Origin of the sequence: Burkholderia sp. 9777_1386 (assembly GCF_015712265.1) — a bacterium.
Classification (GTDB): domain Bacteria; phylum Pseudomonadota; class Gammaproteobacteria; order Burkholderiales; family Burkholderiaceae; genus Burkholderia; species Burkholderia cenocepacia.
Map to the genome: position 1 here is coordinate 204290 of NZ_JACCQB010000003.1, position 19463 is coordinate 223752.

Here is a 19463-nt window from a genome sequence, read left to right on the forward strand (position 1 = left end):
GACTCTCCTTATGCGCCCCCGCGCGCCTGTCCGAAAGTTTAAGCGACAAACTGCGCATTCCAGCGTATCCGCCCGGCCGGCGCAGTCGGCGACTACAGATTTAGCACGCCCGTGCTTAATTTCGCGGCGGTAAAAATTCGTCTTGCGCGACGATCACCGGCGCGGTCGCGCTAGAGATTGGCTACCCGCTACCCATCCTCATACGGCCCCGTGGACGCCCCGCAAAGTCCTTCAGCACGGCCCGCACGTGTCAGGCCAAGGCAAAACGCCGGCGCGCACTCCGACCGCATAAGGCAGTCGGCCGGCTCCGGGCGCAGGCCATTACCGTCATGCGGCTATTCGAACAACGGCTCCGGGCCGATCAGCCGACCTTCATGGTCATGGGACGTAAGCCACCTATAGCTCTGTGCCATTGCGTCACATCTCAGCGGTTGCCGCGCTTCCGACGGTACAATCCTCTACCGGACTACAAGCGTGGCAAAAAGGGGGCGCAAAAATGGAATTACAAGCCGTAGAAGTTCTTGGATTTAAGCGCCTAGAAAAAATAGAGCTTCTCACACCGTCCATGACCGTGTTGGTCGGAGGGAACAACTCCGGAAAATCCTCTCTCCTTCAGGCTATCCATTTTGGCATTACGGTTCTGCAATCGGCGCGCCTGTCAGCCGACGGAGGAAAGCCGATGAATACCCTCGGCTTTGATCAATTCATCTACAAGCCAACGGGCGATCTCATTAAACTGAATCATGGCGGCCCGATTACGTCGAAGGCCGGACCGGAATTCACGTTCACCTATACCGATGCCGGTGCAGATGGGCATCAACAGTTTAAGTTGAAGTTGCGTCGCGGGAAGAACGCGAACATCGCCATTACCTTTGAAGACGAAAGCACCTTCTTCTTTCGTGCCGCAAACCGCAGCCAACCTTTTTCTGTCTTTGTCCCCGGGCTGGCCGGAGTGCCGTTGCGCGAAGAGTTGAGGACGCCATCAATCGTTGCAAACGGGATCGCCCAAGGCGACTCGAATGTTTATCTTCGAAATGTTCTTTACCGAATTTGTGAAAATGACGAAAAGCTGACCCGCTTCCATGAGGTAATCGCGTCCGTCTTTCCCGGCCTGACGATTTCTACCGCTTTCGATCCGGAAGCCCATCTGTACATTGATATCTCGGTTCACCATGATGGCAGAACGGTGCCCCTCGAAATGGTTGGCACCGGGGTGCTGCAAGCGATTCAGTTAGTGGCCTATGTGACGGCGTACGACCCGGCGCTCTTACTATTAGACGAGCCGGACGCTCACTTGCATCCTTCGAATCAGAAGCTCCTTGCATTGACCCTTCAGAAAATCGCCGAGGTCGGTAGAACAAAGGTAATTTTAGCTACACACAGTCGTCACATGTTTGACGCCCTTGCACGGGATGAAGCGACTCAGATAGTTTGGCTCAAAGGAGGCGGAAAGCAGGAAGGTGCAGAGAGGAGTAACCTCTCCGTGCTCCTTGACCTTGGCGCACTAGACAGTTTTGAGCTTCTCCACGCGGGCCAGAGACGAATCGTCGTCCTAACGGAGGATACAAAAGTCGCAAGGCTGAAAGTTTTTCTTAGCGCAAACGGATTAAACGAAGATGAGTACTTTCTCCAGCCGCTACATGGCGTTAACAACTTGGCGGCGGCCGTTCCTGTCGCGGACTACTTCACAAGACAAGGAGACAATACCCACGTCTTAGTGCATCGTGATGGTGATTGTATGACAGACGTGGAAAAAACTTGGTGGTTGGAGCAAGAATCAAAAAAACTTCCGGATCGAGCGACGGCTTTTATTACTCCACTGACGGACATTGAACACACCTTTTTAAAAGCCGAACACATTGCGGCCGTCTATGGAATTTCTCAAGACGACGCTGAGGCAATCTTGGCTGCAGTAATTGCGGCAAATAATGCGGTATTTGCAGCTGAATTTGCACAGAAAAGAACTAGCCTCAAGGACACCGCACTGAAGAAAATGAACGGCGTTCCATCTGCAACGGATATGCTGGTCGAGGGTGTGAAATTCGAGCATGTCAAGGGTAAGCGACTTCTGTCACACGTCTTAACAGCTATTCAACAGGCGGGACACAACCCGATGCGCTTGACAGATACCCCATCGGCAGCGCTCGTTCATGCCCCGCTTCGCGACAAAATCGCCGCTATCAAGGCGGAGGTAGCTGCTGCGGATGCTGTCGGCCCCGCTCCAGTTGATGCATAGCAATTTGCTTGACCGCGTGCCCTGCAATGCATAGCGTGTTGAACAGCAAGCGGCGTGCAGCAACGGCAAACGCCGCCGATGCACGCCGCCTGTCTGCACCTAGTCCCCGTAGCCTGCGACTTCGGCCAACAGGTCGCTATGCGGTCGCGACCGGCGCGTTTCCCACTTCTGACGCGACACGAAGTCGAACAGCGGTTCCAGCGCCGCATCTACGAGCATCCGCGCCCGCGATACCAGTTCCTCGCTTGCAATGGAACCGTCATGAACAAGAGCGCGAACGCCGCGTTGCGCCTCAGCGATTTTCGCGCGGGCCGCTTTGATTTGGGGCATGTTCGTCGTGACGTTGTCGACGCGAGCGCCTAGCCAGTTCTTCTCCGTGAATACGTCGGTCCGAACTGCGGTGCGCAGAAGGTCATCCGCGTCCGACAAATCGTCCAACGCCTCGCCGACTTCGGGCGGCGCGGTGCGTTCGAGTTCGGTCAGGATGCGTTCGCGCGCGCCGCTACCGGCCATCGTCCAAACCGCGAGGCGACCGCGCGTTTCAAGCATCAACTTTTCAGCTTCGTAGCATGTAGCTTTCGCCTCAGCGAAGGCAACAGCCGCACGTTCGGCCTCATTGGTCAACGCGGCCCGTTCGCGTTTCCGGTCTGGCAACGACTTGAGTTCGTGCGCCAGTTCGGCGCGACGCGCATCGAGCTTCGCTCGTTGCTTCGCCGCGAGTTCGTCGGCAAGGCCGGTATCGGCGACGAGCGCATCGAGGATTTCCATGCGCTCGGAAAGGGGGCGTTTCATCATGATTTTGCACTCCTATTTAATGAAATAAAGCACCTTCACAATGCGGGTTGCCCCGCGCCTAAAAATCGTCCTGAATATCCGACTTGTCGCCGCCGTAGAAGACCGTTGCTTGTCCGGAACCGTCCATAGCCGGCCGTCCGCTCCCGCGTTCGTCGCCGTCGTTCGAAACTTGCATCGCGGCCCGCTTGCGCTTCACGTGGTAAGCGGTCAGCACCGCGTGCGCGACCATGTCGAGCGCCGGTTTAGCGTCGCCGCTTCGGTCGGTCCAAACCTTCGGGGTCAACGTACCGGCAAGTGCGATGGAATCGCCGTCATCGAGCGCCAACAGACGGGCCTTCACGCCGTCCGAAAACGCAATCACATTCACGAACAGCGCTTCGCCGTCGCCAGCAGCAGCGCGAACCTTCGCCGTCACGAACGAGTGACCGTTCGCGCCCGTGCGCTCTGCCGGCTTGCCGTACAGCTTCCCGCTAACCAAGCCATCGATCATCACGACCTCCAGTCGTAAAAGTCAAAGTTCCGAACGCTTCGTGTTGAATCCGGAGCCGCCGGACCGGACATGCGGACACACCTATAGGTGTGTGTCCGCGTCCGTCTGGGTGCGGACAACGCCGGACAAAACCGGACAATTGTCCGGGTAGGCATGGCGCGAACCGGCAAACCCTTATGGAATAAGGCTTTGAGGTTGCGGCCTAGCAGGCCGTAGAAAATGAGCGAATGAATTTTGTCCGCGCAATGTCCGGTCGATTGAATCGCCATCGGTTGCGAGAATGTCCGGGTTTGCGCAGTCATTTCCCGATTTTCCAAACGAACGGTGCCGACATCATCACGAATTCCCCGGCGATCAAGTCCCGTTTCGCGCGGGTGAATGCCTTACGCTTGGTATCGGCCTTGTCGTCGTCGCTGCCGTAGCGCAAATAGAATTGCCGCCGCCATTCGCTTTCCTCCACCGCGCGCACCCCGGACGGGATGCTGCTCGACCCCGCCATCACGCGCCCTCTATCGCTGATAACCTCGACGAGCGCATCTAGGCCAATCTTCGCGCCGCCGGTCGGCATCTTGCATTGCCGGTTCGGGGATGCGGCGGCGTCCGATTCAATGACGCACGACGTAACCGGCTCGCCATCCTCATCGTCGCCGAGGTCAACGACACGAAGCGAGAACGCGTAACGCTCACCGTCGGCATCGTCCTTCGATTTCGCGACGGTCCATTCTCGGCGGCTATCGATACGCGTCACTTCGAGGGCGGCGTCGAGCGCCGCGAACAGCGACGAATGCCCGCGCAGCCCCTTGGCCGCATCTTTCCCCGTGTGATGCACGACGAGAACCGCGCCGCCGATACTGTCTTGCAGGATTTTGAGCTTCACGATGATTTCGCCCATATCCTTCGAGCTATTCTCGTCCGCACCGGGCGCGGCGCGATTCAACGTATCGATTACCAGCAACCCCGCACCGCCGCCGGCTTGGACGGCTTCCAACAGGTCGGATACATCCGCCAGGTTGCGGACGTCGAACGGTTGCGTAACGAAGTGCAACCCTTCCGGAAGCGGGCGATGGTTGCGTGCGCTCCACGCCCTCGCACGTTTGCTCAGGCCGGCTTCACCTTCGAGGGCGATATAGACAACAGGTGCCGGCGTGACGCGGTAACCGAACCAATCTTCGCCGCCCGCGATAGCAGCGCAAAGGTCAAGAACGAGAAACGACTTACCCGACCCGCTCGGGCCATACATCGCAACTGTCCCCTGCGCTGGAATCACCCCTCGCACGAGCCATCGCTGCGCCGGTGCGTTCATCAAGTCATTTGCCGTTTGGAGCCGGTAGCACTGTGCTGCGACAGGCGCAGAGCGCTTAACGAGGAAGTCCGCACGAGCCACTTCAGCGGCATGCTGCTCGCGCGAGCGCCGAATTGCGTCGTCGGTCACGGTATCGCCGATATAGTCGGTGCCCATTAGAAGCGGCCCTCCCGCAACTGAGCAAAAATCCATTCCTTTGCGGAGGCAACAATGTGTTCCGTAACCCATGCCTCGTGCTGCGCCCACGCTGCATCACCCATCCGCCGGCGGCATCGTTCGCGTTCGGCCTGAATCATCTTGTTGATGCGAGTTTTGATGGCTTCGGCTTCGCTCATTACGCCCCCCGCTTGTTCAGCCAACGGGCGACCTTACGGCGGTCCGACGTGGTGAGGCGATAGACGCCGCGCCGCACTTCATTTCCATCACCGTCGATGCATGCAACGCGCACGCAGGGCAAGGCGAGCCCCTTTGCGCGCAGGCCCGCGATAAGGTCCGGGCCGTTGCTGCATCCTGCGACGGTGTCCAATTCTTCGCGCGGCATCGGGCGGCGTTGCAGCATGGTCAGCGCGCGAAGCTGACGGAGGTTAGCGGTTCCGATAAACTCGCTTTGACGTTTGGCGCTCGTCGGCTTCGGTTGGCGGGCGTTTTTCTTTTCCATCGCATCAGCCCTCGATGCGGTAGCCTGCGGGATTGGCAATCCACGCGTCAACATCGGCACGCCGCCATGCAACGGAACGCGCGCCGAGCCGGACGCTTTGCGGAAAGGTGCCCGCCTTCATGCGGGCGTAAATCGTCGAGCGACTCAGGCCGGTCTCTACCTCGACTTGCTTGCGACGAATGAGCGCCTGTCGGATTTGGTGCACCATATTCGGCTCCATGAGAACGCTCCCGGCCAACCCGGGAATGGAGCCAAGGCTATTGACGGCAACAGCTACGGCGACATATGCAACACCTTGCGCCTTAGTTGGCGCGGGTTTCCGGACAATTCGCGCAATAGCGAATGCAACAGCTATTCAATCGACGCGACGTTTGCGCCCGACGTTCGAAGTACCCCCGTAGGTAAACGCGGAAACAGGTTTTGTGCTGAGTTTGGCCTTTGCTTCCTTGAGCAACGTCCCGATGCGTGCACGACTCACGCCGTACCTGTCCGCGAGCTTCTGTTGCGTCATCTCCGGCAACTTCGACAGTTCGAGAAGTTGCATCAGGTCCGCGTTGCTCCACTTTGCACCCGGTGTCCGCCCCATGACAGCGGCCCCGGATCGGTTCACGTCGCGTCCATACTGGTCACTACCGCCCTTCGCGCGCGCACGCATCCCAACACTGATGATTTCTGCATGAGCGCGCAGCGAACGCCATACCAAGCTCGTACTGACATTCCCCGTCGTATCGTCGTTCTTGAAACACATGCGGATTTCGTTGAGCGCGGCCCGAAATTTTTCCGCATCGGGAGCCATGTTCGCTTCTAGTTCTTCAACGAATCGGTCGATTTCCCACAAGTTCGCGCCAGAAAAAAGGGAGCGATCAAGATCGAGCCCGCTGTCCGGATGAAACGCTCGCACGCCAAGCATAATCGCAAGGCTTTGGTTTTGCGGGTCCGCGTACTCGTAAGAGCCATCAAGCCTTTGCCGGCGTTGCGCCGACGGATGACCTATCCAATCCCGTTCCTTGGTCATTTCACGCCCTTCTTGCGTGGCCTTCACAGTGGGCCCCCACCGGGCCGGTGAAGGGACCGGCTTTCGCTCCGTCGAGCTAGGCGGGGACAAGGATCAATTTACCGGGTTCGGGGACGTATCGCACGTTCGACTCGACAACTCGCCTTACCGCAAGCCTAGCTACGAGAAGCATACGAGGAGTAGAACTGCAAACCGCTTGTGCCGAATGGACAGCGGCCACCATCCGGGGGTATCTTTGGGGGTACATTCCATTTGGCTAAGCGCTACCGGCCATACCAGACGTGGATTCCAAAGGATAATTTCAGGGAAGTACCGACCAAAGAATTCAAGGGCCTGCGTCTCACGACGCAGGCCCTTTTCGTTTTGGCGTCGCGCGTGCCCCGAGCGACGCGGGCGCCGCGTCATACGCCGCCCACGTCCGCACGCAGCTACCGGCTACCGTGCGCGCCCCACCCGCTCCGCCGTCGCGTCGAACGCGCGCTTCGCCTTGTCGACGATCTCGTCGACCTCCGCCTCGCGAATCACGAGCGGCGGCGACAGCAGCATCCGGTCGCCGGTCGCGCGCATGATCAGGTTGCCGTTGAAGCAGAAGTCACGGCAGATCGTGCCGATATCGACGTCCGCGCCGAAGCGCTCGCGCCGGCTCCGGTCGCGCGCCAGCTGAACGCCGGCGACGAGTCCGGCTCCCGCGATCTCCCCGACGATCGGGTGGTCGCCCAGCGCGTCGCGCAGCCGGCGCTGGAAATACGGCCCGATGTCGGTCTTCACGCGCTCGACGATGCCCTCGTCGCGCAGCAGCTTCAGGTTCGCGACCGCGACGGCGGCTGCCACCGGGTGACCCGAATACGTGAGGCCGTGATTGAATTCGCCGTTGTCGATGATCGGGCGCGCGATGCGTTCGTGAATGCCGACCGCGCCCATCGGCACGTAGCCCGACGTGAGGCCCTTGGCCATCGTGATCAGGTCCGGCTCGAAGCCGAAGTGCTGGTGCGCGAACCATTCGCCGGTGCGCCCGAAACCGCCGATCACTTCGTCGGCGACCAGCAGGATGTCGTACTTGCGGCAGATCCGCTGGATTTCCGGCCAGTAAGTCGACGGCGGGAAGATCACGCCGCCCGCGCCCTGGAACGGCTCGCCGATGAAGGCCGCGACGTTCTCCGCACCGAGTTCGAGAATCTTCGCTTCGAGCTGCTGCGCGCGCGCGAGGCCGAATGCTTCGGGCGTCTCGCCGGCTTGCGCTTCGCCGAAGAAATACGGCTGGTCGATGTGCACGATGTGCTCGACCTTCGACGGCATCTGCTCGTGCATGTAGCCCATCCCGCCGAGCGTGCCGCCCGCGATCGTCGAGCCGTGATAGCCGTTCTTGCGCGAGATCACGTATTTCTTCTGCGGCTTGCCCTGCACGCGCCAGTACTGGTGCACGAGACGCAGCACGGTGTCGTTGCCTTCCGAGCCGCTGTTGCAATAGAAGAAGTGGTTGAAGCCGGCCGGCGTCACTTCCGCGAGCATCGCGGAAAGTTCGATCACCGGCGGGTGCGTGGTCTTGAAGAACGTGTTGTAGAACGGCAGTTCCTGGATCTGGCGATACGCGGCGTCGGCGAGTTCCTTGCGCCCGTAACCGACGTTCACGCACCACAGGCCGGCCATCCCGTCGATCACCTTGTTGCCGTCCGAGTCCCACAGGTAGACGCCGTCGGCCTTCACGATCACGCGGCTGCCGGCACGATTGAGCGCGCCCATGTCCGAGAACGGATGGATGTGGTGCGCGGCGTCGAGCGCGCGAAAATCGGCGGTCGAGCGCGGCGAAAAAGCTTCGTTTCGATCGGTCATGTTTTCTCCGTCAAACAGCGCCGCACGCTTACACGTGCAGCAGCAGGTGCCTGCGTTCCCACGAGCTGATCACGCGGAAGAACGCTTCGTATTCGGTTTCCTTCAACGCCAGGTAGGCCTTCACGAACTTGTCGCCGAGAATGCCGGCGAGCGGCTCGCATGCGGCCATCAGCGAGATGCCCTCCTCGAGATTGCGCGGCAGCTGATACGGCAGGTCGTAGCCGTCCGATGCGATCGGCTCGGTCGGCGCAAGCTGTTGCGTCATGCCGAGATAGCCGGCGGCAAGCGTTGCCGCGAATGCCAGATACGGATTGCAGTCGACGCCCGGAATCCGGTTCTCGATGCGTCGCGCGACGGGGCTCGACTGCGGAATGCGAAAGCCCACCGTGCGGTTGTCGTAGCCCCACTGCACGTTGATCGGCGCGGCCATGAAGCGCGACAGGCGGCGGTACGAATTGATGTACGGCGCGAAGATCGGCATCAGCGCCGGCGTGTACTTCTGCAGTCCCGCCAGGTAGCTGTGGAACAGCGGCGACACGGCGCCGCCTTCGTCGGCGAACAAATTGCGCCCGGTGCGCGCATCGGCCAGGCTCTGGTGAATGTGCATCGCGGAGCCCGGTTCGCCTTCCATCGGCTTGGCCATGAACGTCGCGTACATGTTGTGACGCAGCGCGGCCTCGCGCACCGTGCGCTTGAACAGGAACACCTGGTCGGCGAGCGGCAGCGCGTCGCCGTGCACGAAGTTGATCTCCATTTGCGCGGCGCCGACTTCGTGAATCAGCGTCTCGATGTCGAGGCCCTGCATTTCGCAGTATTCGTAGATGTCCTCGAACAGCGGATCGAACTCGTTGACGGCCTCGATCGAATACGACTGGCGGCCGGTTTCCGCCCGCCCGGTGCGGCCGACGGGCGGACGCAGCGGCAGGTCGGGATCGGCGTTCATGTCGACCAGGTAGAACTCCAGCTCGGGCGCGACGACCGGCTTCCAGCCCTTCGCCTCGTACAGGTCGAGCACGCGGCGCAGCACGTAGCGCGGCGAGATCTCGACCGGCGAGCCGTCGAAGTGCACGCAGTCGTGGATCACCTGCGCGGTCGGGTCGACCGCCCACGGGATCAGGCAGATCGTCGACGGATCGGGCACGCACACCATGTCGGGATCGGTCACGCCGGTCAGCGTGCCGTCCTCCGGATAGTCGCCGGTGACGGTCTGCACCATCACGGCCTGCGGCAGGCGCATCGATTCGCCGGATTCGAACTTGTTGCGTGGAATGATCTTGCCGCGCGCGATGCCGGCCATGTCGGGAATGATGGCCTCGACTTCGGTGATGCGGTGCTGTCGCAGGAATTCGCTCAGTTCGGGTTGCATGATCGGCCTCGTTCAGTCGATGTCGGATGCGGCCGGCGACGGCATCGCGCCGCCGGTCGCATGAATGCGATGTGTCATGTGCGCGCGGCACGCCGCGCCGAATGCCGCGAAGATGTCGCGCGACAGCGGCTGCTCTGCGTAGCGCCATTCGGGATGCCACTGCACGCCCAGCGCGAACGCACGCGCGCCGCGCACGCTGACGGCCTCGATCAGCCCGTCGGGTGCGCTCGCTTCGACGGCGAGCCCCGCGCCCAGACGCGCGATGCCCTGGTCGTGCAGCGAGTTGACCGTCGCCTCGTGCGCACCGCGCGCGACCCGCTGCAGCAGACCGTCGGGCGCGAGTTGCACCACGTGCGCGGGACCGTACTGCCGCTCGAGCGGATCGGCCGGCCGTTCGCGATGATCGTCGAAGCCGGTCGTCGCGTGCAGCCGCTGATGCAGCGTGCCGCCGTACGCGACGTTCAGCTCCTGCATGCCGCGGCAGATCGCGAGCACCGGCACGCCCGCGTCGATCGCCGCGCGAATCAGCGGCAACGCGGTCGCATCGCGCGCCGGATCGTGCAGCGTGTCGGGCGCGCTCGCGGCGCCGCCGTAATGATGCGGTTCGACGTTCGAATAGCTGCCGGTCAACAGCAGCCCGTCGATTGCCGCGACGATCGCGTCGGCCGGCTGCCGCGTGCCGAGCGCAGGCAGCACGAACGCCAGCGCACCGGCGCCGTCGACGACGGCGGCGAGGTACTTCTCGCCCGCCGTGTGGTTTGGATGGGCGCCGCGCAGGATGCGGTCGGCGGTGACGGCTACGATCGGTCGTGCGCGCATCGGCGTCTCTCCGGTAATGGCGCGCGACATGCTTGCGCGCGCAACGAGGCGGGTTCGCGGGTACGCCACACGCGCGTGCCATCCCGCCGCGCAGGCGCAGGCACGATCCTGCCGCGCGGATGCCGCGGCAACAGGCGGTACGGCCCGGGACGGAAGCGGAAAGGGACGCTAGGGCAACAACGATGCGCTGCCGTCGCACTGCACCGCGCTGCACAGGTGCGCGGTCACGAGATTGAAGCGGCGCGGGCCGCGATGAGAAATGGCGAAGAAGCGAGGCTCGCGTAACGGGGCGGCGCGCGTGCCGCGATCAGCATGCCGGTTCGGCCCGGCCTGAGGCGGCGCGCCCGCCGACGGACTTCGGGTCCGGCGTATCGAAGGGCTGGCGGCTTTCACGATCGTACTCGACTGACTGATGGAGACAGGACACGTGTCGCAATGCCGCGTGGCGACACGTCAGCAAGATGTCTCGCAGCGGATTCGGCGTAGCACGGCCATCGTCGAGGGCCTCGCCGCCGGTGCGCGCGTGACGACTTCCTGACATTCAGCTTATATCACCTAAAAATTGCGTCAACTTTTCGGGGGCGGACGACGATATCGATCAGACGAAAAAAATGGCATCGATCGCGCGGATCGATGCCGTTTTGTGCGTTGCATCGGCTTGCCTGCTACGTGCCGGCGGGGCGGCACGCATCGTCGCGCCGCGCCGCCGCATGGACGCGGCCCGTGCTCAACGATGCGCGAGTGCGGTTTCGACGAGCGTCTGCAATAGCAGCGCGATCCGCGCTGCACGCGCTTCGTCGTACGCGTACGGACGCGTCTCTTCCATGTAGGTGATCTGCGACAGTTCGAGTTGCACGGCCTCGACGCCGGTATCGGGCACGCCATAGTGTCGCGTGATGTAGCCGCCCTTGAAGCGCCCGTTCGCGACGGCCGTATAGCCGCCGTGCGCGAGCACGCGCGCGGCCAGTGCCTCCGCGAGGCCCGGCGCCGCACTCGCGCCGCTCGACGTGCCGAAGTTGAAGTCCGGCAGGCGGCCGTCGAAGAAACGCGGCACGTGCGAGCGGATCGAATGCGCTTCCCACACGAGCACGCGGCCGTGTTCGCCCTTCAGCCGCGCGATCTCGCGTTGCAGCGCGTCGTGATACGGCACCCAGTAGCGGTCGCGGCGACGCATGATCTCGTCGTTGCCGGGCAGCGCGTTCGCCGGATACAGCGGCGCCTTGTCGAACGTATCGATCGGCACGAGCCCCGTCGTGTCCTGCCCCGGATACAGGTTCTCGTTGTCGGGCGGACGGTTCAGGTCGACGACGTAACGCGCGTGCGACGGCACGAGGATCGACGCGCCGAGATCGGCCGCGAACCCGTACAGCCGCTCGAGATGCCAGTCGCAATCGTCGACGAAGCGCGCGTCGGGCGTCATCGTCGCGGCGATGTCGTCGGGGATGTGCGTACCTGCGTGCGGAATCGAGATCAGCAGCGGCAACGTGCCCTGCTTCAGCGTGAATACAGCCGGTTGTTCAGTCATGTCGCCTCACCGTAAGAGTCGGCCGGCGCACGCATGCGGCGTGCGCCGGTTGCCGCGCGTCAGCGCAGCAGTTGCGCCAGCGCGGCGCGGTAGTCGGCATACGCGGCGGCTTCGTCGCGATGGCGGCGGCCGCTCACGACGCGCTCGCCGCCCGTGTAGACGTCGAGCACCGGCGTCTCGCCGTGCTCGGCGAACACGATGCCCGACAGCCATGCCGCGCTGCCGTGTTCGGCGATCGCCGGGTGATCGGGATCGAGCACGAGCCAGTCGGCGCGACAACCTTCGCGCAGCGCGCCGATGCGTCGCCCGCTCGCCTGCGCGCCGCCCGCGAGCGACGCATCGAACAGGCGATCGGCGACGTGCGCCTGCGTGTCGCTTGCCAGCACGTTGCGCGCGCGGTGCACGAGCCGCTGCCCGTATTCGAGCAGGCGCAGCTCCGAGCGCCAGTCGACCGACGCGTGGCTGTCCGAGCCGATGCCGATCACGCCGCCTTGCGCGAGATAGTCGACGGCCGGGAACACGCCGTCGCCGAGGTTCGCTTCGGTCGTCAGGCACAGCCCGGCGACCGCGCGGCGCTTCGCGAGCGCCGCCGTCTCAACCGCGTCGACGTGCGTCGCGTGCACGAGACACCAGCGCGCATCGACGTCGAAGCGATCGAGCAGCCATTGTACGGGGCGTGCGCCGTACGCGCGAACGCAGTCGTCGACTTCGGCCGTCTGCTCGGCGATATGGATATGCACCGGCGCATCGTCGGGCAATCCTTCGAGCAGCGCACGCAACCCGTTTTCGGATACCGCGCGCAGCGAATGCGGCGCGACGCCGTAGCGCAGCCCGCCATGCTCGGGCGCCGCGCGACGCATCGCATCGAGCAGTTCGAGCACGCCGTCGGGCGTGTTGATGAAGCGGCGCTGGTCGTCGCGCGGCGGCTTGTTGCCGAAGCCGGCGAACTGGTACGACACGGGCAGCATCGTGATGCCGACGCCGGCCGAGCGCGCGGCATCGATCACGCGCGTGCCGAGCTCCGCGATCTGCGGATAGCGCGAGCCGTCCTGCGCGTGATGCACGTAGTGGAATTCGCACACCGACGTGTAGCCGCACTTGAGCATCTCGACATACAGCCAGCGTGCAATCGCCGCGAGCGCGTCGGGCGTGATCTTCAGCGCGAAGCGGTACATCAGGTCGCGCCAGCTCCAGAAGCTGTCGGCGGGATTCGCGCGGTATTCGGTGAGCCCCGCCATCGCGCGCTGGAACGCGTGCGAATGCAGGTTCGGCATGCCGGGCAGCACCGGCCCGGCCGCGCGTGCGACGCCTGCCGGCGCGTCGGTGTCGGGCGTGACGTCGGTCAGCGTGCCGCTCGCGTCCCAGCGCAGCAGCACGTTGCGGCGCCAGCCATCGGGCAGGTAGGCATGGTCCGCGAACAACAGGGTGTCGGTCATTGCGAGTCCTTATCGACCGGTTCAGGCGCGTCAGCGTCTCGTCCGGTCCGGTGCCGCGGCCGGCAGGCGCGAGCGCGTCGCGCTTGCCCCTGCCTCGCGGCGATCGACCGGAGTGCGCCGTTGCGCCGGGTCCGGTCCCATGCAAAACGTCGGCCGGACCGGGTCCGTCACGACCCGGCCCGATCCGTCGCCAAACTTATCCGTTCATCCGGCGAAACACGGTCGTGCCGCCGCGTACGACCTGCTCGCACAGCGGCCGGCCGATCCAGTACGCCAGCTCGGCCAGCGAGCCGACCGACCAGACGGCGAAGTCGGCCTGGCGACCGACCTCGAGCGCGCCGTGGCGATCCGCGCGGCCGAGCGCCGCGGCCGCATGGCGCGTGACGCCCTGCAGCACCTCGGGCACCGTCATGCGGAACAGCGTGCAGCCCATGTTCAACGTCAGCAGCAGCGATTCGAGCGGCGACGTGCCCGGGTTGTGATCGGTCGCGAGCGCGATCGGCACGCCGTGCTTGCGCAGCAGCTCGATCGGCGGCAGTTGCGTTTCGCGGATGAAGTAGTACGCGCCGGGCAGCAGCACGGCGACCGTGCCGGCCGCCTTCATCGCCTCGATGCCGGCTTCGTCGAGAAATTCGAGGTGATCGGCGGACAGCGCGCGGTAACGCGCGGCGAGCGCCGTCCCGCCCGCATTCGACAGTTGCTCCGCATGCAGCTTCACCGGCAGCCCCCGTCGCGTCGCGGCCTCGAACACGCGCTCGGTTTGCGCGAGCGAAAAGCCGATGCGTTCGCAGAACACGTCGACCGCGTCGACGAGCCCTTCGTCGGCCAGCGTCGGCAGCATGCGGTCGCACACTTCGTCGATGTACGCATCCGCGCGCCCCGCATATTCGGGCGGCAATGCGTGCGCGCCGAGGAAGGTCGTATGGACGGTGACCGGGAAGCGTTCGCCGAGCTGGCGCGCGACGCGCAGCATCTTGCGCTCGCTCGCGAGGTCGAGCCCGTAGCCGGACTTGATCTCGATCGCGGTCACGCCTTCGGCGAGCAGCGGCTGCAGGCGCGCGGCGGCCTGCACGAACAGCGTCGTCTCGTCGGCCGCGCGCGTCGCGCGCACCGTCGACACGATCCCGCCGCCCTGCCGCGCGATTTCCTCGTAGCTGACGCCCGCGAGGCGCTGCGCGAACTCGTCGGCACGCGTGCCGCCGTACACGAGATGCGTATGGCAGTCGACGAGGCCCGGCGTCACCCACGCGCCGTGCAGGTCCTCGCGCCGCCAGTGCGCATAACCGTGCGGCAGCGCGGACAGCGCGCCGAGCCACGCGATCGTGCCGGTTTCGTCGACGGCGATCGCCGCGTCGTCGATCGTCTCGTCGGGATGGCCGTGCGGACACAGCCTCAGGTGATGCCAGACAGTCGGTTTCATGCGTTCAGTCTCGTTCGCCGACGGCAAGCGAGACGGCGAGCAGCGCGCCGCCTCCGCTCACGACGACGTCAAACGCACGCCGCGGCCCGTCGAGCCGCAACGTGTCCATGTCTTCCAGCGCGTAGTGCGTGCCGTCGAGGTCGACGCCCACCGCACCGGCCGCGCAAAACAGCAGCACGGTATCGGCCGGCGCAAGGCGGTGAGCCCCCGCGCGCCACACGTCGAGCGTGCCACGCGCGGCCGAACGGCGCGTCATCAGGTTGAAGTCGCGCGTCGCGCCGTCGTGCAGCGTCGCGTCGATCGCCGTCTCGCCCGCGAAATCCGCACGGGCCAGCGGTGCGTCGAGCACGTGCCGCGGGCCGCCCGCCTCGGCGAGCGTCATGCCCGCGCCGGACAGCAGCACGAGCGTGCGGTCGATCCCGTCGAAACGCGAGAACGGGCCGGCCGTGCCGACGTCCGCGACGCTCACGCGCCACGCGAACGCATCGAGTGCCGCGCCGGGCGGAAACGCGCCGATCTCGCGCGTCACGCCGCCGCCGTTCTTCCACGGCGACGCAACGAGATCCGCCGCGCGGATCATCGTTGCGTGCAGCGGCGCCTGGTCGAGCGCCGTCATGCTCAGCGGCCGAGCATCGGCAGCTTCAGGCCGGCTTCGCGAGCCGTCTGCTGCGCGAGTTCGTAGCCGGCATCCGCATGGCGCATCACGCCCGTGGCCGGATCGTTCAGCAGCACGCGGCCGAGACGCTCGTGCGCGTCGGCGGTGCCATCGGCGACGATCACGACGCCCGAGTGCTGCGAGAAGCCCATTCCGACGCCGCCGCCATGGTGCAGCGACACCCACGATGCACCGCCCGCGGTATTCAGCAGCGCGTTCAGCAACGGCCAGTCGCTGACGGCGTCCGAACCGTCCTTCATCGATTCCGTCTCGCGGTTCGGGCTCGCGACCGAACCGGTGTCGAGGTGATCGCGGCCGATCACGATCGGCGCCTTCAGTTCGCCGTTCTTCACCATCTCGTTGAACGCCTGGCCGAGGCGGTAGCGATCCTTCACGCCGACCCAGCAGATCCGCGCCGGCAGGCCCTGGAACGCGATGCGCTCACGCGCCATGTCGAGCCAGTTGTGCAGGTGCGGATCGTCGGGGATCAGCTCCTTCACCTTCTGGTCGGTCTTGTAGATGTCTTCCGGATCGCCGGACAGCGCGACCCAGCGGAACGGGCCCTTGCCTTCGCAGAACAGTGGGCGGATGTACGCCGGCACGAAGCCCGGGAAGTCGAACGCGTTCTCGACGCCCATTTCCAGCGCCATCTGGCGGATGTTGTTGCCGTAGTCGAGCGTCGCCGCGCCGCGTTCCTGCAGCGCCAGCATCGCGCGCACCTGGACGGCCATCGACTGCTTCGCAACCTTCACGATGCTCTGCGGATCGACCTTCTGCGCTTCGCGCCATTGCGCGACGGTCCAGCCTTGCGGCAGGTAGCCGTTGATCGGGTCGTGCGCGCTCGTCTGGTCGGTCACGCAGTCCGGCGTGATGCCGCGCTTGACGAGTTCCGGGAACACGTCGGCCGCGTTGCCGAGCAGGCCGATCGACACCGGCTTGCCGGTGCGCTTCGCTTCGTCGATCATGGCGAGCGCTTCGTCGAGCGTCGTCGCCTTCTTGTCGACGTAGCGGGTCTTCAGGCGGAAGTCGATGCGCGTCTCGTCGCATTCGACCGCGATCATCGAGAAGCCGGCCATCGTCGCGGCGAGCGGCTGCGCGCCGCCCATCCCGCCCAGGCCGCCCGTCAGGATCCAGCGGCCCGACGGATCGCCGTTGAAGTGCTGGTTCGCGACCGAGAAGAAGGTTTCATAGGTGCCCTGCACGATGCCCTGGCTGCCGATGTAGATCCAGCTGCCGGCCGTCATCTGGCCGTACATCATCAGGCCCTTGCGGTCGAGCTCGTGGAAGTGATCCCAGTTCGCCCAGTGCGGCACCAGGTTCGAGTTCGCGAGCAGCACGCGCGGCGCATCCTTGTGGGTGCGGAACACGCCGACCGGCTTGCCCGACTGGATCAGCAGCGTTTCGTTTTCCTCGAGATCCTTCAGCGACGCGAGGATCTGGTCGTAGCATTCCCAGTTGCGCGCAGCACGCCCGATGCCGCCGTACACGACGAGCGCATGCGGATGCTCGGCGACCTCCGGGTCGAGGTTGTTCTGGATCATCCGGTAGGCCGCTTCGGCCAGCCAGGTCTTGCAGGTCTTCTCGCTGCCGCGCGGCGCGCGGATCGTGCGCGTCGGATCGAGACGGGGATCGATGTGTTTCGGATGGTTCATGACGACTGCTCCCGAAGGAAAATGACTATCAAATAGGAATCAGAAATGCCCGGTGAAGCGATAACGGCTGCCGGGATGCCACAGATTCGCCACCGAGGCGACGACGCCCTGCGACCAGGTGCGCCGATGTAAAACCAGACACGGCTCGACGTCGTCCATCCGCAGCTGCTCGCGCCGCTCCGGCGCCGGGGCCGCCGCTTCGATCCGGTACTCGACGCGCTGCAGCGGCGCCGCGCGCATCAGGTACAGGTTCGGCGTCGTGTTCGTGAAATCCTGCTCGGCGTAATCCGGCGCGACCGCCGGATTCACCCATCGTTCTTCGAGCTGCACCGGCTCGTCGTTCTCGAAGTGCAGCACCTGCGAATGAAACAGCTTGGTGCGCACGGCCACCTGCATCTCGTCGGCGAGGGCATCGTCGGCGCGGATCGTGTCGAGCCCGAGCACGCTGGCGCGGTACGCATGCCCACGCGCGCCGACTTCCTCGGAGATGCTGCGGATCGCGACCAGCGTCGACTCGTACTTCGGCCGCGCGACGTAGGTGCCCGCGCCCTTCATGCGCGTGAGCACCTGCTCGGCCGTCAACTCGCGCAGCGCGCGGTTGACGGTCATGCGCGCCACCTTGAACTCGCGCGCCAGCTCGTTCTCGGACGGCACCTGGTCGCCCTCCTCCCACTCGCCGGCATGGATGCGGGCCAGGATGAAATCCTTGATCTCCTGGTAGACCGGCGCACTCATCGGCTTACTGTTCCGATGCGAACGAGAACGGCGCGACCTTCGCGAACGCGCGCTCGCCGACCAGCTTCGCGATCACCGCGATGTCCGGTGCGAAATAGTGGTCGAGTTCGTAGTGCGCGACCTGGCTGCGGATCGTCTCCATCACCGGCGCGAGCTTCGGGCTCGTGTGGTACGGCGCGCGCAGGTCGACGCCCTGCGCGGCAGCCAGCAGTTCGATCGCGAGGATGTGCTTCGTGTTGTCCGCGATGTCGGCGAGCTTGCGCGCGGCGAACGTCGCCATCGACACGTGGTCTTCCTGGTTCGCCGAGGTCGGCAGCGAGTCGACCGACGCCGGGTGCGCAAGCGTCTTGTTTTCCGATGCGAGCGCGGCTGCCGTCACGTGCGCGATCATGAAGCCGGAGTTCACGCCGCCGTCCTTCACGAGGAACGGGGGCAGGCCCGACAGCGTCGCGTCGATCAGCAGCGCGATGCGGCGTTCGGCCAGCGCACCGATTTCCGATGCGGCGAGCGCGAGGTTGTCGGCCGCGAACGCGACGGGCTCCGCGTGGAAGTTGCCGCCCGACAGCACTTCGCCGGTGTCCGGGAAGATCAGCGGGTTGTCCGACACGGCATTCGCTTCGACCAGCAGCACGTCGGCCGCATGGCGCATCTGGTCCAGGCACGCGCCCATCACCTGCGGCTGGCAGCGCAGGCTGTACGGGTCCTGCACCTTGTCGCAGTCGCGGTGCGACTGGTTGATCGGCGAGCCTTCGAGCAGTTCGCGGTACGACGCGGCCGCGTCGATCTGGCCTTGATGGCCGCGCAGTTCATGGATGCGTGCGTCGAACGGCTTCACCGAGCCGGCTGCCGCGTCGACCGACAGCGCACCGGCGACGAGCGCGGTGCGGTACAGGTCTTCGATCGCGAACATGTTGTCGAGCGCCAGCGCGGTCGATGCCTGCGTGCCGTTCAGGAGCGCCAGGCCTTCCTTCGCCTGCAGCGTCAGCGGCGCGAGGCCCGCGACGCGCAGGCCGTCGAGCGCGCTCGCCCGTTCGCCGCGGATGAACACTTCGCCGACGCCCAGCAGCACGGCCGACATGTGCGCGAGCGGCGCGAGGTCGCCCGACGCGCCGACCGAGCCCTTCACCGGGATCAGCGGCAGCACGTCGGCGTTGAACAGCGTGATCAGCGCGTCCATTACTTCACGACGGATGCCCGAGTGGCCGCGGCCGAGGCTCGACAGCTTCAGCGCCATCAGCAGGCGCACCGACGAACGCGCCATCGGCTCGCCGACGCCGACCGCGTGCGACAGCACGAGGTTCTTCTGCAGCAGTTCGAGCTGGTCGTGCGGGATGTGGGTGCTGGCCAGGCGGCCGAAGCCCGTGTTGATGCCGTAGGCCGGCTCGCCCTTCGCGGCGATGTCGGCGACGGCCTTCGCGCCGGCGTCGATCTTCGCGAAGCTCGCCGGATCGAGCTTCAGTTGCACGGATTCGCGTGAGATCTGGCGCAGTTGCGGGAGGGTCAGATGGCCGGGGGTCAACGTAATCAT

At 64.8% G+C, this 19463-nt stretch carries 18 protein-coding genes; 1 reads left to right on the forward strand and 17 read right to left on the reverse strand.

The genetic code is table 11. From position 1 onward, the window contains the following. Positions 1–496: 496 nt before the first annotated feature. Positions 497–2236, forward strand: a complete 1740-nt coding sequence (locus tag H0X91_RS04665) for an AAA family ATPase (protein ID WP_196432843.1) — start codon at positions 497–499, stop codon at positions 2234–2236. A gap of 99 nt (positions 2237–2335) precedes the next feature. Here the strand turns inward: H0X91_RS04665 and H0X91_RS04670 are convergent, their stop codons facing one another. The 17 genes from H0X91_RS04670 to hutH all read right to left on the reverse strand — a co-directional run bounded on the left by H0X91_RS04670 (position 2336) and on the right by hutH (position 19463). Continuing rightward, entirely contained in the window at positions 2336–3031 is a 696-nt protein-coding gene (locus H0X91_RS04670; protein WP_196432844.1) for a hypothetical protein, read from the reverse strand. Positions 3032–3089: 58 nt separating this feature from the next. Next, complete coding sequence (locus H0X91_RS04675) at positions 3090–3521, reverse strand: single-stranded DNA-binding protein (protein WP_196432845.1); 432 nt, start codon at positions 3519–3521, stop codon at positions 3090–3092. A 298-nt stretch (positions 3522–3819) separates the two neighbouring features. After that, a complete protein-coding gene (locus H0X91_RS04680; protein ID WP_230877887.1) occupies positions 3820–4980 on the reverse strand; it encodes a helicase RepA family protein in 1161 nt (386 codons plus the stop codon). Further along, the gene (locus H0X91_RS04685; RefSeq protein WP_196432859.1) at positions 4980–5159 is read right to left on the reverse strand and encodes a hypothetical protein; all 180 of its coding nucleotides are present in this window, start codon (positions 5157–5159) and stop codon (positions 4980–4982) included. Before H0X91_RS04685 ends, H0X91_RS04680 begins: the two co-directional genes overlap by 1 nt. Then, on the reverse strand, positions 5159–5482 hold the full coding sequence (locus tag H0X91_RS04690; protein ID WP_196432847.1) for a hypothetical protein: 324 nt from the start codon (positions 5480–5482) through the stop codon (positions 5159–5161). The genes H0X91_RS04685 and H0X91_RS04690 overlap by 1 nt, the downstream gene beginning before the upstream one ends. Positions 5483–5486: 4 nt before the next feature. Beyond that, positions 5487–5690, reverse strand: coding sequence for a helix-turn-helix transcriptional regulator (locus tag H0X91_RS04695; RefSeq protein ID WP_060248747.1), 204 nt, complete (start codon positions 5688–5690; stop codon positions 5487–5489). Between the two features lie 147 nt (positions 5691–5837). Then, the gene (locus H0X91_RS04700) at positions 5838–6497 is read right to left on the reverse strand and encodes a sigma factor-like helix-turn-helix DNA-binding protein (protein WP_196432848.1); all 660 of its coding nucleotides are present in this window, start codon (positions 6495–6497) and stop codon (positions 5838–5840) included. Between the two features lie 435 nt (positions 6498–6932). Then, entirely contained in the window at positions 6933–8327 is a 1395-nt protein-coding gene (locus H0X91_RS04705) for an aspartate aminotransferase family protein (protein ID WP_058901622.1), read from the reverse strand. A 28-nt stretch (positions 8328–8355) separates the two neighbouring features. After that, a complete protein-coding gene (locus H0X91_RS04710) occupies positions 8356–9693 on the reverse strand; it encodes a glutamine synthetase family protein (RefSeq protein ID WP_006497799.1) in 1338 nt (445 codons plus the stop codon). A 12-nt stretch (positions 9694–9705) separates the two neighbouring features. Continuing rightward, positions 9706–10512, reverse strand: a complete 807-nt coding sequence (locus tag H0X91_RS04715) for a gamma-glutamyl-gamma-aminobutyrate hydrolase family protein (protein ID WP_109341509.1) — start codon at positions 10510–10512, stop codon at positions 9706–9708. A 727-nt stretch (positions 10513–11239) separates the two neighbouring features. Further along, the gene (hutG, locus tag H0X91_RS04720; RefSeq protein ID WP_196432849.1) at positions 11240–12037 is read right to left on the reverse strand and encodes an N-formylglutamate deformylase; all 798 of its coding nucleotides are present in this window, start codon (positions 12035–12037) and stop codon (positions 11240–11242) included. 59 nt (positions 12038–12096) lie between these two features. Beyond that, positions 12097–13473: a formimidoylglutamate deiminase gene (locus tag H0X91_RS04725; protein ID WP_060211736.1), complete on the reverse strand. Its 1377-nt coding sequence runs from the start codon at positions 13471–13473 to the stop codon at positions 12097–12099. 196 nt (positions 13474–13669) lie between these two features. After that, positions 13670–14893, reverse strand: a complete 1224-nt coding sequence (gene hutI / locus H0X91_RS04730; protein WP_006488078.1) for an imidazolonepropionase — start codon at positions 14891–14893, stop codon at positions 13670–13672. Positions 14894–14897: 4 nt separating this feature from the next. Beyond that, positions 14898–15509, reverse strand: coding sequence for a HutD/Ves family protein (locus H0X91_RS04735; protein ID WP_006488093.1), 612 nt, complete (start codon positions 15507–15509; stop codon positions 14898–14900). 2 nt (positions 15510–15511) lie between these two features. Beyond that, complete coding sequence (gene hutU, locus H0X91_RS04740) at positions 15512–17200, reverse strand: urocanate hydratase (protein WP_006488101.1); 1689 nt, start codon at positions 17198–17200, stop codon at positions 15512–15514. Between the two features lie 39 nt (positions 17201–17239). Then, positions 17240–17935 carry a histidine utilization repressor gene (gene hutC / locus H0X91_RS04745; RefSeq protein ID WP_006488107.1) on the reverse strand — a complete coding sequence of 232 codons (696 nt, stop codon included), beginning with the start codon at positions 17933–17935 and terminating at the stop codon, positions 17240–17242. 4 nt (positions 17936–17939) lie between these two features. Next, entirely contained in the window at positions 17940–19463 is a 1524-nt protein-coding gene (gene hutH, locus H0X91_RS04750; protein WP_034201538.1) for a histidine ammonia-lyase, read from the reverse strand.

Bases quoted from the DNA above. Each gene is read 5' to 3' on its own strand.
- H0X91_RS04665 (WP_196432843.1), top strand. From the start codon at position 497: ATGGAATTACAAGCCGTAGAAGTTCTTGGATTTAAGCGCCTAGAAAAA.
- H0X91_RS04670 (WP_196432844.1), bottom strand. From the start codon at position 3,031: ATGATGAAACGCCCCCTTTCCGAGCGCATGGAAATCCTCGATGCGCTC.
- H0X91_RS04675 (WP_196432845.1), bottom strand. From the start codon at position 3,521: ATGATCGATGGCTTGGTTAGCGGGAAGCTGTACGGCAAGCCGGCAGAG.
- H0X91_RS04680 (WP_230877887.1), bottom strand. From the start codon at position 4,980: ATGGGCACCGACTATATCGGCGATACCGTGACCGACGACGCAATTCGG.
- H0X91_RS04685 (WP_196432859.1), bottom strand. From the start codon at position 5,159: ATGAGCGAAGCCGAAGCCATCAAAACTCGCATCAACAAGATGATTCAG.
- H0X91_RS04690 (WP_196432847.1), bottom strand. From the start codon at position 5,482: ATGGAAAAGAAAAACGCCCGCCAACCGAAGCCGACGAGCGCCAAACGT.
- H0X91_RS04695 (WP_060248747.1), bottom strand. From the start codon at position 5,690: ATGGTGCACCAAATCCGACAGGCGCTCATTCGTCGCAAGCAAGTCGAG.
- H0X91_RS04700 (WP_196432848.1), bottom strand. From the start codon at position 6,497: ATGACCAAGGAACGGGATTGGATAGGTCATCCGTCGGCGCAACGCCGG.
- H0X91_RS04705 (WP_058901622.1), bottom strand. From the start codon at position 8,327: ATGACCGATCGAAACGAAGCTTTTTCGCCGCGCTCGACCGCCGATTTT.
- H0X91_RS04710 (WP_006497799.1), bottom strand. From the start codon at position 9,693: ATGCAACCCGAACTGAGCGAATTCCTGCGACAGCACCGCATCACCGAA.
- H0X91_RS04715 (WP_109341509.1), bottom strand. From the start codon at position 10,512: ATGCGCGCACGACCGATCGTAGCCGTCACCGCCGACCGCATCCTGCGC.
- hutG (WP_196432849.1), bottom strand. From the start codon at position 12,037: ATGACTGAACAACCGGCTGTATTCACGCTGAAGCAGGGCACGTTGCCG.
- H0X91_RS04725 (WP_060211736.1), bottom strand. From the start codon at position 13,473: ATGACCGACACCCTGTTGTTCGCGGACCATGCCTACCTGCCCGATGGC.
- hutI (WP_006488078.1), bottom strand. From the start codon at position 14,893: ATGAAACCGACTGTCTGGCATCACCTGAGGCTGTGTCCGCACGGCCAT.
- H0X91_RS04735 (WP_006488093.1), bottom strand. From the start codon at position 15,509: ATGACGGCGCTCGACCAGGCGCCGCTGCACGCAACGATGATCCGCGCG.
- hutU (WP_006488101.1), bottom strand. From the start codon at position 17,200: ATGAACCATCCGAAACACATCGATCCCCGTCTCGATCCGACGCGCACG.
- hutC (WP_006488107.1), bottom strand. From the start codon at position 17,935: ATGAGTGCGCCGGTCTACCAGGAGATCAAGGATTTCATCCTGGCCCGC.
- hutH (WP_034201538.1), bottom strand. From the start codon at position 19,463: ATGATTACGTTGACCCCCGGCCATCTGACCCTCCCGCAACTGCGCCAG.